The following is a 13,777-nucleotide window of genomic DNA, read 5'->3' as shown; positions in this document are numbered from 1 at the left end:
TCGCGAGGCGCCGCTGGCGCCGTGGCGACCTCGTTGCGAACGCTTCGGGATTGCTTCGTCGCTGACGCTCCTCGCAATGACCTACTGGAGGAACGCTCATGGCACGCGACGGGTATCTCATCATCGACAGCGACATGCACTTCAACGAGCCCGACGACCTGTGGGCCGTCTATCTCGAAGAGCCGTACAAAGCGAATCCGCCGCAATTCTTCGGCGGGAACAAGCAGGCGCTGAAGGCGAGCACCGAAGACAAGGGGAACGCGGACTCCATACGGACGATGGAAGTCCAGGGCCTCACGATCCCCGCCTTCGCGGGGTCGCGTGAAACCGCCGCCTCGGGCCGAGAGCTGCGGCGCCGGAGCCGTGCCCGCCATCCCCATTTCGCCGTCGCGAAGTCGCGAGGCTTCGACGCGGGATCGACGCTGACCGCGATGGACATCGAAGGCATCGACGTCGCCGTGATGTACGGGACGCGCGGCCGGCAGATTCTCTGCCACGACGACCTCGCGCCGGATTACGCGGCGGCGCTCGCGCGCGCCTACAACAACTGGGCGGCGGATTACTGCAAGGAAGATCCGAAGCGGCTCAAGTTCGCGGCGCAGATCTCGATGCACGACATCAGTAAGGCGGTCGAGGAAGCGCGCCGCTGCGTGGAACAACTCGGTGCGGTCGCGGTGATCGGCACGCCGAACCCGGTCAACAAGCAGCATCTCCACGACGATGCGTGCGAGCCGCTGTGGGCCGAGCTCGAACGGCTGAACGTGCCGATCGGTTTCCATCCCACCGGCAACTCCTCGCTCAGGGACGATGCGGGCAACCGCTTCGTCGGGCACCGCAACTTCCAGCCGATGGCGCACGCGATCCGCAATCCGGTCGAGCTCATGGGGGCGATCGCGAGCATGACGACCGGCGGCATCCTCGAGCGCCACCCGAAGCTGCGCTGCGCGTTCCTCGAAGGCACCGCGGGATGGGTGTACTGGTGGCTGTGGCGGCTCGACGACCAGTGGGAGAAATACGGTCCGGGCTGCGAGTTCCAGCTCACCATGGCGCCGAGCGAGTACTTCAGGCGCCAGTGCTACATCGCGCTCGACGTGGACGAAGAGCCCGCGGTCGACGTGGTCGAGAAGATGGGGGCGGACTACTTCGTCGTGTCGAGCGACTACCCGCACTCCGACGGCGCGTTCCCCGAGGCGGTGTCGCAGTTCCTCGGACTGCCGCTGAAGGACGAGCAGCGCCGCAAGATCCTGTGGGACAACTGCGCGCGGCTCTACGGCATCGAGAAACCCGCGGCGGCGCTGACCCGGGAGGTTACGTCCGCGACCGCTGCTTGATAGCGTGCGTCACGGCATTGCTTCGTCGCTGGCGCTCCTCGCAATGACGTCATCGCGAGGAGGCGCTGGCCGACGCGGCGATCTCGGAGCGTCCGGTCAACCGGCCTTCAAACCTTTGCGCGCGATGAACTCGGGGAACGCGTCCCGCGCCTTCGCCCCGCGCATTACGTCGCGCCCGTAGCGCTGCTCGGCCTCGTACTGCCCCTCGAGATCGAGCGCCATCTGCTCGAGCATCAGCTTCTTCACGCCCATCACCGCCCCGCGGTGATTGCCGGCGATCATCTTCGCGATCTCCATCGTCTTCTCGCGAAGCTGCGCGCGCGGGACGAGATGATTGAGCAGGCCGATGCGATAGGCTTCTTCGGCGCCGACGACGCGCGCGGTGAACAGCAGCTCCTTCGCGATCGGCCAGCCGACCTGGTTCGGCAGCGTCCACGTGCTGTTGATGCGACCATACGCGGCGGCGAGGAACCTGAACCTGGTGCCCTCGCAGCCGATGCGCATGTCGAGCGACGACGACAGCACCGCCGCACCGCCGAACGCGAGCCCGTTCATCATGCCGATCGTGGGCTTCAGGCACGCGCTGATCTCGTAGCTCCCGCGCTTGTCGCGTAACGCGTCGAGCTCGGCCTCGCTGCGGTTCGCGTCGTCCGAGAGCTGCTCCTTGATGTCGCCGCCGGCGGAGAACGCTTTCTCGCCTGCGCCGGTGATCACGATACAGCCCACCGCGTCGTCGGCTTCCGCGGCTTTCACCGCAGCGTGCAGCTCGCGCGAGAGCTTGCGGTTCATCGCGTTGAGCGATTCGGGACGGTTCATCGTCAGCACGGCGACGCCGTCCTCGATGTCCACCAGCAAATGTTCGTAATTCATCGTCACTCCCTTTCGTAGGGTGCGTGGTAACGCACCGCTTAAGCATCCGCCAGAATCATATCCGCGCCCTTCTCCCCGATCATGATCGTCGGCGCGTTGGTGTTGCCCGAGACGAGCGTCGGCATGATCGACGCGTCGACCACGCGCAGGCCCCGGAAGCCGCGCACCCGCAGGCGCTCGTCGACCACCGCATCGCCGTCGCTCCCCATGCGGCACGTGCCGACAGGGTGATAGCTGATACCGCCTTTGGCGCGCAGATACTGCAGCCATGCGTCGTCGGTCGCGGGCGGCGCCGCAGGCTCGTGCGGCCGTGCGACATAGCGCTGCAGCGGCGGCGCCCCGACGAGGCGCTGCGCCACTTTCATGCCCGCGACGAGCACGTCGCAGTCTTTCGCGCTCGCGAGATAGTTCGGCCGGATCTCCGGCTGCGCCAGCGGATCGGCGCTCTTCAGCATGACGGTGCCCCGGCTCTCGGGGCGCAACAGGCGCACGAGGATGGTGAACCCGGAGAACGGATGCAGCCGGTCGCCGAACTTGTCGGTGCTGTAGAGCACGAGGCCGATCTGCACGTCGGGCCGCTCGGTGCCCGGGTCGGTCGAGACGAAGCCCGTCGCGGTGGACGCGCCCATCGTGAGAAAGCCACGGCGCATGAACAGATACTTCAGCCCTTCGCGCACTTTCCGCAGCGGGCTCGCCACTACGTCGTTCAGCGTGAAGTCGTCGGTGCACTCGAACACCAGCCTGCCGTTGTAGTGGTCCTGGAGATTGGCTCCGACGCCAGGCATGTCGGCGACGACCGGTATGCCGAGCTTCTCCAGCAGCGCTGCGGGCCCGACGCCCGAGAGCTGCAATAACTGCGGGGAATTGAAAGCGCCTGCGGCGAGGATCACCTCGCGGCTCGCCGACGCCGATTGCTTCGTTCCGTTGCTCAGGTACTCGAGCCCCACCGCGCGACCGCCCGAGAACAGGATGCGCGTCGCGTGCGAGCTCGGAGAAACGTGCAGGTTCGCGCGCTGCCGCGCCGGCCGGAGATAAGCCACCGCGGTGCTGCAGCGTTTCCCCTTCCGCACCGTGAACTGGTTGTAGCCGAAGCCCACCTGTGAGGCGCCGTTGATGTCGTGGTTGCGCGGGTAGCCGCAGGCCTCCGCCGCCTCGAAGAACGCACCGCACAAGGGATGATCGTCCGCAGCGTCCGACACGGTGAGCGGACCGCCGGTGCCGTGGTAGGAGTCCTCGCCGCGCTGGTTGTCTTCGGCCTTGCGAAAGAACGGCAGCACGTCGGCGTAACCCCAGCCGGCGTTGCCGAGATCGCGCCAGTGATCGTAATCCTCGCGCTGGCCCCGCACGTAGACCAGACCGTTGATCGAGCTCGTGCCGCCGAGCACCTTGCCGCGCGGCTGCGCGATGCGGCGGCTGCCGGTCTTCTCGTCCTCTTCCGCGCTGTAGAGCCAGTTCACCGCGGGATTGGAGAAATGACGCCCGTAGCCGAGCGGGATGTGTATCCAGCGATCGGTATCCTCGCCGCCCGCTTCGAGCAGCAGCACGCGATGCAAGCCCGACGCGCTCAGGCGGTTCGCGAGCACGCACCCGGCGCTCCCGGCGCCGACGACGATGTAGTCGTACTCCTCGCGTGCGGCCATCGTTTTTCCTCGCTGTCAGTTGCTATAGTGTGAGGCCCATCCGCCCAACTCCACAACGTATATACCGGGAGCACAGATGAAAGCTGCGTACTTCATGAAGAACGGCGGTCCCGAGGTCATGGAATACGGCGAGGTCGCCGATCCCGTGCCCGCCGCGGGCCAGGTGCTGGTCGACGTCCACGCCGCGAGCGTCAACGGCGCCGACTGGAAGGTGCGTGCCGGCAGCTACGCGCCGACCAAGTTCTTCCCGTACATCCCCGGCCGCGATTTCTCCGGCGTGGTCGCCGCGCTCGGCCCGGGCGTGACCGACTTCAAGGTCGGCGACGAAGTGTTCGCCGTGAGCGAGCAGACCGGCGAGCAGTGCTACGCCGAGAAAGTCGCGATGAACGCACAGATCGTGGCGAAGAAGCCCGCGCAGCTCTCGCACGTCGAGGCGGCCTCGGTCGCGCTGATCGGCCTCACCGCGCTGGTCTCGATCGAGGACACGCTGAAGCTCCAGAAAGGCGAGACGATCCTCATCCAGGGCGGCGCCGGCGGCGTGGCGAGCTTCGCGATCCAGGTCGCGAAGCACATCGGCGCGCGGGTGATCACGACGACGAGCGCCGCGAACGTCGATTACGTGAAGAGCCTCGGCGCCGACCAGGTGATCGACTACAACGCGGAAGACTTCACTAAAGTGGTGTCGAACGTCGACGCGGTGTTCGACACCGTCGGCGGCGACGTCAACAAGCGCTCGTTCGAAGTGGTCAAGTCCGGCGGGCGCGTGGCGTCGATCGCTTCGGGCCCGGCGGCGCCCGAGTCGCCGCGCAAGGACGTCCAGTCGCTGCGCCCGAAAGTCGGCCGCGACCGCCCGCACCTCGAGCGCATCGCGCACCTCGTCACGACCGGGGCGGTGAAGCTGCCGGAGATCAGGACCTTCGCGCTGTCCGACGCGGCCGCGGCGCACCGCATCAGCGAGGGGCGGCACTTCCGCGGCAAGCTCGTGTTCAAGGTGCGCTGATCACTTGGAGGCGTAGCCTCGAAGCTGGTTGTAACGCACGAGCTGCTCGGGCGTGAGCAGCTCGTGCATGGCGACGTGATAGCGCAGGTGCAGCGCCCTCAGCTCGCCCTGCGCGCGCGCCGCAGCCGCGGCGGCCGCCATGACGCTGTCGCCGGTCGCGTTCTTCTGCGCGAACAGCGCGTCGAGCTCGCGCTCGCGGTCGATCACGCGCTGGCCGAGCCCCACCGCGTTGCGCTGCATGGTCTCGAACATCTCCTTGGTGCGCTTTTGCTGGTCCGGCGTCAGCGCGAGCTGCCTCGAGAGCTCGAGCACGTGCGACGGCCCGGGATAGCCGTTGAGCTCCGCCGGCAGCGCGAGCGCCATGCCGCGTCCCGCGTGCAGATCCGCGACCTGCTGGTCCGACAGCGCCTTGATCTCGCGCTTTTCCATGCCGGCGTACGGCGCGCCGTGCGCGTGTGGACCGGAATGCTCGGCGGCATTCGCGCACGCCACGCAGAGCAGCGCCGCCATGGTCAATACATGCTTCATCGTTCGCCCTCCAAAGTGACGCGCTTATCTTCTCACGTTCGCGCTTACAATCGTGCCGACAACCAGGGAGGAACGCCATGCTGATCGTCGATTCGCAGATCCACATCTGGGAAAACGGCAAGATGAGCGCGCACCACCGCCAGATTCCCACCTACGGGATCGACGACGCGCTCGCAGAGATGAAGTCCGCGGGCGTCGACGCCGCGGTGATCCATCCGCCGTCATCGCTCGGCGAAGCGGTGAACGAGCTCGCGGTGAAGGCCGCGAAGCTGCATCCCGACAAGTTCTGCATCCTCGGACATATGGACCTGCAGGCGCCCAACCGCGAGGAGATCGTCAGGCATTGGCGCGAGCGCACCGGCATGCTCGGCTTCCGCTTCACGTTCAACGAGCCGCACCAGAAATCGTGGTGGACCGACGGCTCGCTCGACTGGTTCTGGAAAGCGTGCGAGCGCGAGGACCTGAGGGTCGGCCTGCTGGCGAGCGGAGACAAGATCGCCGCCTTCGGCAGGATCGCCGAACGGCACCCGGGCCTGAAGATGCACATCGACCACATCGGGCGCGGCGGCGGCAGGGCCGCGAAGAAGGACGACGCGGCTTATGAGGATCTCGACGACATGCTCGCGCTCGCGAAGCTGCCGAACGTCGCGGTGAAGCTGTCGGGCGCGCCCAGCACCTCGACCGAGGCGTATCCGTATCGCAACATCCACAAATACCTGCAGCGCATCATCGAGACCTTCGGCCCCGATCGCTGCTTCTGGGGCACCGACATCACGCGCATGCCGATCTCGTATCGCCAGTGCGTGACCATGTTCACCGAGGAAATGCCGTGGCTCAAGGGCCGGGACCTCGAGCGCGTCATGGGCGGTGCGGTCGTCGACTGGCTCGGCTGGAAGCGGCCGCAGAGTTGAGTCTTATCGTTCGTAACGAGATTGCTTCGTCGCTGCGCTCCTCGCAATGACCGTACACGTCATCGCGAGGAGCGCGACAGCGCGACGTGGCGATCCCGTGGCGCACGACACTTAAAGGAGATCACCATGCCTACGATCCAGAACGGCGACGCCACGGTCTATTTCGAAGAGCACGGCAAAGGCTTCCCGATCCTCACTTTCGCGCCCGCGGGACTGCAATCGACGATCAAGGTCTGGAGCGAGGCTTCGGCGCCGATCAAACCGGTGGAGCAATGGTCCGGCCAGTACCGCGTGATCGTCATGGATCAGCGCAACGCGTCGGGCGGCCGCTCGCGCGCGCCGATCAGCGCGAAGGACGGCTGGGACACGTACACGTCCGACCATCTCGCGGTGCTCGACCACCTGAAGATCGACAAGTGCGTCCTCTTCGGCCAGTGCATCGGCGGCTCGTTCATCATGAACTTCATCAAGCAGGCGCCGCAGCGCGTCCAGGCCGCGATCATCGCGCAGCCGATCGGCCGCGTCGGCGCGATGAAGCCGGGCCGCGCGGTGCGCTTCAACGAATGGGCGAAGTCGCTCCAGGATCATCCCGAAGCGACCGAGGACGTGCTGACCGCTTTCCACGACAACCTGTACGCGCCGGGCTTTCTCTACGCCGTCGATCGCGAGTTCGTGAAAAACGTGAAGGTGTCCTGCCTGCTGCTCGCGGGCAACGACGAAGCGCATCCGCGTCCGATCTCGGACGAGACCGCGCAGCTGTTGCCCAACGTCGAATACATCACCGAGTGGAAGGAAGGCGCGGCGCTGGAGAACGCGAAGGCGAAGTGCAAGGCGTTTCTGGCGAAGAACACGCCTGCATAGAGCCGTCATCCCCGCGTAGGAGACGCGAAGCATCATCCCCGCGTAGGCGGGGATCCATTCTTCGTTCAAACGTCAAAATGGATTCCCGATCGCTCGCGCTGGCGCGCGGTCGGGAATGACGGTCAGGACCGAGCCGGCCACTCCGGCTTGTTGTACCCCAGCGGCACCGTCGGCCGCGCCCACCGCGCCGGCGTCTCGGAGAACTCGATCACCGGCGTGAGATGGCGCAGCCTGCCGACGGGCGTCTCGGTCACCGTCGACCAGCGCTCGAGCTCTTCGGGCTTGAACTCCTTCTCCGCCCTGGAAAGCTCCGACTCCGGCACTTCGCCACGGCTGACCAGCCACCGTCCGACCTGCGCGAGCGAAATGCGCACCAGCCAGCTCCCGCCTTCGCGCGCGCGGCGCGCGAGCGCGACCATCGCGCCGGTCGCCATCAGATAGCCGGTGAGGTAATCGATCGCCGATACCGGATAGAACTGCGGCCCCGGCTCCTTGCCGGGAAAGACCTGTCCCTGCCGATGCACGATGCCGCTCACCGTCTGGATGACGGTGTCGAAGCCGCGCCGCGACGCCCACGGCCCGACGTGGCTGAACGCGCACAGCGACACGACGACGATGCCGGGGCGCATCTTAGCGAGCGCTTCGGGCGAGAAGCCTTTATCGCCGAGCGTGCCCGGGCGATAGCCCTGCGAGAACACGTCGGCTTCGCTCACCAGCTTCTTCAGCGTCTCGCGATCTTTCTCTTCGCGAAGATCGAGGCGTGCGGAGAGCTTGCCGTGGCCGGTGTCGTATTCCTGCCGGCCGAGGCTCGGCAGGTGCTCGGCGGTGATCTTCAAGACGTCCGCGCCCTGCTCGGCGAGCGTGCGCGCGCACGTCGGCCCCGCGATCACACGCGTGAGATCGAGCACGCGTATTCCCGATAAAGGACGATCGCCCGGCGGCAGCGGCTCGACCGGTGCGTCGCCGATCTTCACGATCTCGAACACGGGGAGTTGCGCGATCGCTTTCGCCTGCGGATGCTCGGCCCACTCCTCGTGCGAGCGCACCATGCCGCCCGCGCCTTTGGCCGCGATGATCGCTTCTTCGAGCTCCTGCGCGTCGCGGTTCGCGACCGCCTTGGTCACCTGCGCACGATCTTCGGGCACGCCGAGCACCTTGAGCGCGGCTTCGCGGTGATTGGGGAAGTTGGCGTGCACGTAGTAATGACGCCCGTTCTTCGCGGGATAGATGCCCATGACCGTATGCGGCGTGTGGGGCACCTTCTCGCCTTCCATGCTCATGTAGGTGCCGCTGCGCAAGCTTGCGGTTGCGCGCCGCGTGTCGATCTTCACCTTCTGGCGATGGCCGGTGCGGATCTCCCACAAGTCGTTCACGGCGAGGCCGACGGCGGCGAGCGCCGCGGTCGCGGTCTCGGTGATCTTGAAGGGGGTCGGCAGGATGGGATCGGTGCCGCCGGTGATCTCGACTTCGCGGGCCTTGTCCTCGGACCAGCCGGCGATGGGCAATATGGGGCGCAGCGCTTCGTTCATCGTATGTCCTCCAGGCAATCTTGGACGATACCACTGCGAAGCCGCTAAAGTCGGGCTTTCGGGAAAGCCGTCGAACGCCATGGCCAACGCGCAGACACCGAACATCGTCCTCATCCTCGCCGACAACCTGGGCTGGGGAGAGCTGGGCTGCTACGGCGGCGGCATCCTGCGCGGGGCGCCGACGCCGCGCATCGACGCGCTCGCCGCCGAAGGCCTGCGCCTCACCAACTTCAACGTCGAGAGCGACTGCGTCCCCACACGCTCGGCGCTGATGACCGGGCGCCATCCCATCCGCACCGGCGCGCTGCAGTCGGTGCCGGCGGGACTGCCTCAGGGCATCCATCCGTCCGAGATCACGCTCGCGCAGCTACTCAAGGCGCGCGGTTACGCGACGGCCATCTACGGCAAATGGCATCTCGGCGATCGCCCCGGCCGCTATCCGACCGACCGCGGCTTCGACGAGTGGTACGGCATCCCGCGCACCACCAACGAGAGCATGTTCACGAGCACGCCGGGCTTCGATCCCGCGGTCGTGCCCAGGCCGTGCGTGATGCGCGGCCGCGCGGGCGAGCCCGCGGAGGAAGTCGCGCTCTACGACCTGGAGATGCGCCGGCGCATCGACGGCGAGCTTGCGCAGCACGCGATCGATTTCATGCGCGCAAATGTCGGCAAGCCTTTCTTCGCGTACGTCCCGCTCACTCAGCTCCACTACCCCACGCTGCCGCACCGCGACTTCGCGGGCAAGACGGGCGCGGGCGACTTCGCCGATGCGATGGTCGAGATGGATCACCGCGTCGGCGAGATCGTCGACGCGGTGGACGCGCTCGGCCTGCGCGAGAACACCGTCTTCATTTTCGCGAGCGACAACGGTCCCGAGTTCCGCCGGCCGTGGCGAGGCACCGCGGGACCTTGGCGCGGCACGTATCACACGTCGATGGAAGGCAGCTTGCGCGTCCCGTTCATGATCCGCTGGCCGGGGCGCGTCCCCTCCGGCAGCGTATCGAACGAGATCGTGCACGTGACCGACCTCTTCACGACGCTCGCGCACATTGCGGGGGCCCAAATACCCGAAGACCGGCCGATCGACGGCGTGGACCAGATCGAGTTCTTCACGAACCCTTCGAACCCGTCGAAGCGCGAAGGCTTCGTCTACTACATCAAGAACGAGCTGCGCGCGGTGAAGTGGCGCAACTGGAAGATGCACATCGTGTGGGAGCCCGAGCCGAACATCGGTCCGAAGCACCTCGAGACGCCGTGGATCTTCAACATCACGACCGATCCCAAGGAAGAGACCGACGTCGGCAACGAGAACAGCTGGGTGCGCACGCCGATCCGCAGGTTGGTGCACGAGTTCCAGGAAAGCCTGAAGCGCTTTCCTGCCGTGCCGCCGGGTGCGCCCGACGAATGGAAAGTCAAAAGCTAAAAAGCAGTAACACGGAGGACGCGGAGGACGCGGAGGAATGTAACGGGTGGAGACGCATGATGACTCGAAGAATGGCGAACAATAGTGCTTTGTTTTTCCTCTGCGTCCTCTGCGTCCTCTGCGGTAAAAGCTTTTGCTTTGCGCAAAGCTATCCGACCAAGCCGGTGCGCCTCATCGCCTCGACCAGTCCCGGCAGCCAGCCCGACGGCATCTCGCGCATGCTGGGCCAGAGGCTCTCCGAGGCGTGGGGCAAACCGGTCGTCATCGACAACCGCAACGGCGCCGGCGGCACGCTCGCGGCGGCGATGGTCGCCAAGGCGACACCCGACGGCCACACGCTGCTCTATTCGCTGCCGAGCTTCACGATCTCGGCGGTGCTCCAGCCGACGCTGCCCTACGATCCCAAGAAGGATTTCGCGGGAATATCGCAGGTCGGTTTCAGCACCAACCTCTTCGTCGTCCATCCGTCGCTGCAGGTGAAGTCGGTCAGGGAGCTCATCGCGCTGGCGAAAGCGCATCCCGGCAAGCTCATCTTCGGCTCGGGCGCGACTGGCACCGCGGGCCACCTCTCCGGCGCGCGCTTCAATCACGTCGCGGGCATCAAGGTCGTGCACGTCGCTTTCAAGGGCGGACCCGAAGCCGCGATCGAAGTGCTCGCGGGACGCAGCAGCTACACCGTGAGCACGATGGGTGTGGCGCTCCCCTTCGTGAAAGAAGGCAAGCTCGTCGCGCTCGCGGTGACGTCGCCGCAGCGCGCGCCGGTGCTGCCCGAGGTCCCGGCGCTCGGCGAGATCATGCCCGAGTTCAAACGTCCCGAGACTTCGCACGCGGTGCTCGCGCCCGCGGGCACGCTGCGCGCCGTCATCAACGCGATCAACCGCGACATCGCGAAAGCGCTCGAGCAGCACGACATCAAGGAACGGCTGCAAGGCATCGCGTTCGTCACGGCGCCGACGACGCCCGACGAATGCGACCGGATACTGCGCTCGCAGATCGAGACGCTGGCCGGCGTGGTGCGCGACGCCGGCCTCAAGCCCCGATAGCGTCTACACCCGCCCGCTGTCCATGAGCAGCGTCTCGCGTACCGTGGACATCGGAATTTGATCTAGTATAAGCACGGCGAAAAAAACACAGGAGGAGCAACCGCATGAGCACGCCCATCGTCATCATCAGCACGATCTCCGCGCGCGAAGCGCTGCACGACATCGCGCCCGAGTTCGAGAAGGCCAGCGGCTACAAGGTCGACGTCACGTACGGACAAGGCCCGGTTCTCGCCAAGAGCATCGCCGAAGGCATGCCGGGCGACGTGTTCGTCGGGCCGGAAGTCTTCTCGGGGCCGCTCATCGAAGCCGGGCGTCTCGCGGGCGCCTCCCGCACCGCGTTCGCAAGCTCCAGCACCGCGCTCGCGGTGAAGGCCGGCATCCCCAAACCCGACATCAGCACGCCGGAGAAGCTCAAGGCCTTCCTGCTCGCGGCCAAAGGGGTGTCGTACAGCGCCGGCGTGAGCGGGATCCACTTCGTCAAGGCGATGGAGAAGCTCGGCATCGCGGATGAGATCGCCGCGAAACGCATCGCCGCCAAACCCGGCGAGCTGATCGGCGCGGTGGTGGCGAGAGGCGAAGCGGACGTCGCGATCCAGCAGCCGAGCGAGCTCATGCCGGTCGAAGGCATCGCCATCGTCGGCCCGCTGCCCGAAGCGCTGCAGGAACCGATGATCTACGGCGCGACCGCGTTCAGCGGCTCGAAGCACGACGCCGGCAATCGCGCGTTCATGGATTACCTGCGATCGGAGCCGGCCCGCAAGGTGCTGCGCCACTGCGGGCTCGATCCGGTGTAGTGGCGGGTCACGTCTCGCGCCGGGTCCTCGGCGCGACTACGCTCGCGATGATCTGCTTCGCGGGCAACTCGCTGCTCTGCCGCGTCGCATTGCGCGATACCGCGATCGACGCGGCGAGCTTCACCGCGATACGCATGGCCTCGGGCGCCGCCGCGCTGTGGCTCATCGTGCGCTGGCGCGACGGCGTGACCGGCGTCCGCGGCACGTGGCTCTCCGCGCTCGCGCTGTTCGGTTACGCCGCGACGTTCTCCTACGCGTACCTCGCGCTCACCGCCGCCACCGGCGCGCTGATCCTCTTCGGCTCGGTGCAGGCGGGAATGATCGGCTACGGGCTCGCGCGCGGCGAGCGCTTCACGCCGCTGCAACTCGCGGGATTCGTGCTCGCGCTCGCGGGACTGGGCGGGCTGCTGTCGCCGGGACTCACCGCGCCGCCGCTCTCGGCCGCGCTCCTTATGATGCTCGCGGGCCTGTCATGGGCGGTGTACTCGCTGCGCGGCCGCGGCGCGGGTGATCCGACCCAGGTCACCGCGGGCAATTTCATGCGCACGCTGCCTTTCGCGGCCGCGCTCGCGCTCGTCGCGGCGCCGGCGCTGCACGTCGATGCGGCGGGCGCCGCCTACGCCGTCGCGTCGGGCGCGATCGCGTCGGGCATGGGTTACGCGATCTGGTACACCGCGCTCAAAGGCCTGCGCGCGACCACCGCGGCGACGGTGCAGTTGAGCGTCCCCGCCATCGCGGCGGCGGGCGGCGTGCTGCTGCTCGGCGAAGCACTGACGCTAAGACTGGTGCTTGCGTCGGCGGCGATCCTCGGCGGGATCGCGATGGTTTTACGACGATAGAACGTCAAGGATGACGCGGCTATCGCCGCGTCATTTCCTCTTCGCGTTGAAGAACTTCCCGCTCTTGATCTCCGGATCGAAGCTCGTCCACGCGGAATCGAAGCCGCCCGTCGTGGCGAGGCTCATCGCGCTCGCGGTCATCGCGGCCGCGAACGAAAGCTGGGCCTCTTCGGAGGTGTACGGATCGCTGCCGTAGTGCTGGAGCGCGTACTGCGACGGGTATTGCCCGTCCTCGTGCGTCGCGTCCTTGATCGACACTTCGCCGATGCCGCTGCGCACGTAGCGATAGAAATATTCGCGGTTGCGCGTCGCGCCGATGTGCTCGTCGGCGCCGAGCACCATCACCGGCCGGGTGATCTGCTGGAGGATCTTCGGCGTGTCGCGGCCGACCGCGGCCGGGTCGAGGAGGATGCCGCCGAGCGCAGGTGCGCCTTCACCGAGGGCGATCGCGACCGCATTGCCGCCGAACGAATGGCCCGCGAGGACGATCTTGTTCGGATCGACGCGCGCGTCGACCACTTCCGGCGAGCGATGGATGAGACTGGCCACCCTCGCGAGGATGCGGCCGTTGCTGACGCCCCATGGTCCCCGCTTCGGCAGCTGCACCGCAACCACGTGCATGCCCCACGACGCCATGTGCACCGCCTGGTTGGCATGGGCTTCCTTCGAGCTATCATAGCCGTGCACCAGCAGGACCACCGGCGCTTTCTCGGGCGCGGACGAGAGATAGACGTCGGCGTAGACGCGCTCTTTCGGCGAGAGGCGAAGCTCGACGTCCCCGCGCTCGCCGACCGCGAAAGGACCGCGCAGCCTGAAAAGATCGATGTCCGCCTTGTGGCTGCGCAGGTAGTCCTGCAGCTCAGCGACCGATTTCGCACGGACCGGCGCCGGCTGCATCGACGGCAGGCGCGAGCAGCCCGCCGCGAGCGCGAGAAACAGCACGAAAAACCAGCGATACCAACCGCATTTCGACACTTCAAACCTCATAAGAACGCACCGTCAGGAGAA

The 13,777-nt window shown here is 66.7% G+C and carries 13 protein-coding genes; 8 read left to right on the top strand and 5 right to left on the bottom strand.

Annotated features, from left to right (window positions below; translation table 11 throughout):
- Positions 1 to 98 precede the first annotated feature (98 nt).
- On the top strand, positions 99 to 1,331 hold the full coding sequence (locus tag VHP37_14060) for an amidohydrolase family protein (GenBank protein HEX2827470.1): 1,233 nt from the start codon (positions 99 to 101) through the stop codon (positions 1,329 to 1,331).
- 96 nt (positions 1,332 to 1,427) lie between these two features.
- Here VHP37_14060 and VHP37_14055 read toward each other — a convergent pair whose 3' ends face one another.
- Complete coding sequence (locus VHP37_14055) at positions 1,428 to 2,201, bottom strand: enoyl-CoA hydratase/isomerase family protein (protein HEX2827469.1); 774 nt, start codon at positions 2,199 to 2,201, stop codon at positions 1,428 to 1,430.
- 38 nt (positions 2,202 to 2,239) lie between these two features.
- On the bottom strand, positions 2,240 to 3,841 hold the full coding sequence (locus VHP37_14050; GenBank protein ID HEX2827468.1) for a GMC family oxidoreductase N-terminal domain-containing protein: 1,602 nt from the start codon (positions 3,839 to 3,841) through the stop codon (positions 2,240 to 2,242).
- A 76-nt stretch (positions 3,842 to 3,917) separates the two neighbouring features.
- On the opposite strand from VHP37_14050, the gene VHP37_14045 reads away from it, so the two are divergent.
- Positions 3,918 to 4,841, top strand: coding sequence for an NADP-dependent oxidoreductase (locus tag VHP37_14045; protein ID HEX2827467.1), 924 nt, complete (start codon positions 3,918 to 3,920; stop codon positions 4,839 to 4,841).
- Here VHP37_14045 and VHP37_14040 read toward each other — a convergent pair whose 3' ends face one another.
- A complete protein-coding gene (locus VHP37_14040) occupies positions 4,842 to 5,369 on the bottom strand; it encodes a periplasmic heavy metal sensor (GenBank protein ID HEX2827466.1) in 528 nt (175 codons plus the stop codon). It lies immediately after the preceding gene.
- A gap of 77 nt (positions 5,370 to 5,446) precedes the next feature.
- Between VHP37_14040 and VHP37_14035 the strand changes: the two genes are divergently transcribed.
- Together VHP37_14035 and VHP37_14030 are read left to right on the top strand one after the other, a co-directional pair.
- Positions 5,447 to 6,280 carry an amidohydrolase family protein gene (locus VHP37_14035; protein HEX2827465.1) on the top strand — a complete coding sequence of 278 codons (834 nt, stop codon included), beginning with the start codon at positions 5,447 to 5,449 and terminating at the stop codon, positions 6,278 to 6,280.
- A 126-nt stretch (positions 6,281 to 6,406) separates the two neighbouring features.
- A complete protein-coding gene (locus tag VHP37_14030; GenBank protein ID HEX2827464.1) occupies positions 6,407 to 7,141 on the top strand; it encodes an alpha/beta hydrolase in 735 nt (244 codons plus the stop codon).
- Positions 7,142 to 7,263: 122 nt separating this feature from the next.
- On the opposite strand, the gene VHP37_14025 is transcribed toward VHP37_14030, so the two are convergent.
- A complete protein-coding gene (locus VHP37_14025; GenBank protein ID HEX2827463.1) occupies positions 7,264 to 8,670 on the bottom strand; it encodes a CoA transferase in 1,407 nt (468 codons plus the stop codon).
- 79 nt (positions 8,671 to 8,749) lie between these two features.
- Here VHP37_14025 and VHP37_14020 point away from each other — a divergent pair, with 79 nt between their 5' ends.
- The 4 genes from VHP37_14020 to VHP37_14005 all read left to right on the top strand — a co-directional run bounded on the left by VHP37_14020 (position 8,750) and on the right by VHP37_14005 (position 12,769).
- Positions 8,750 to 10,093 (top strand): arylsulfatase, encoded by a 1,344-nt coding sequence (locus VHP37_14020; protein ID HEX2827462.1) that lies wholly within the window; start codon positions 8,750 to 8,752, stop codon positions 10,091 to 10,093.
- 164 nt (positions 10,094 to 10,257) lie between these two features.
- Positions 10,258 to 11,136: a tripartite tricarboxylate transporter substrate-binding protein gene (locus tag VHP37_14015; protein ID HEX2827461.1), complete on the top strand. Its 879-nt coding sequence runs from the start codon at positions 10,258 to 10,260 to the stop codon at positions 11,134 to 11,136.
- A gap of 104 nt (positions 11,137 to 11,240) precedes the next feature.
- Entirely contained in the window at positions 11,241 to 11,930 is a 690-nt protein-coding gene (gene modA / locus VHP37_14010; protein HEX2827460.1) for a molybdate ABC transporter substrate-binding protein, read from the top strand.
- A gap of 47 nt (positions 11,931 to 11,977) precedes the next feature.
- Positions 11,978 to 12,769, top strand: a complete 792-nt coding sequence (locus tag VHP37_14005) for a DMT family transporter (GenBank protein HEX2827459.1) — start codon at positions 11,978 to 11,980, stop codon at positions 12,767 to 12,769.
- A gap of 30 nt (positions 12,770 to 12,799) precedes the next feature.
- Here the strand turns inward: VHP37_14005 and VHP37_14000 are convergent, their stop codons facing one another.
- Positions 12,800 to 13,744 (bottom strand): alpha/beta fold hydrolase, encoded by a 945-nt coding sequence (locus tag VHP37_14000; protein ID HEX2827458.1) that lies wholly within the window; start codon positions 13,742 to 13,744, stop codon positions 12,800 to 12,802.
- Positions 13,745 to 13,777 lie beyond the last annotated feature (33 nt).

This window comes from Burkholderiales bacterium (assembly GCA_036262035.1).
Classification (GTDB): Bacteria; Pseudomonadota; Gammaproteobacteria; order Burkholderiales; family SG8-41; genus JAQGMV01.
Note: the sequence above shows the minus strand (reverse complement) of the source record. Positions and strands in the feature narration are given on the sequence as shown.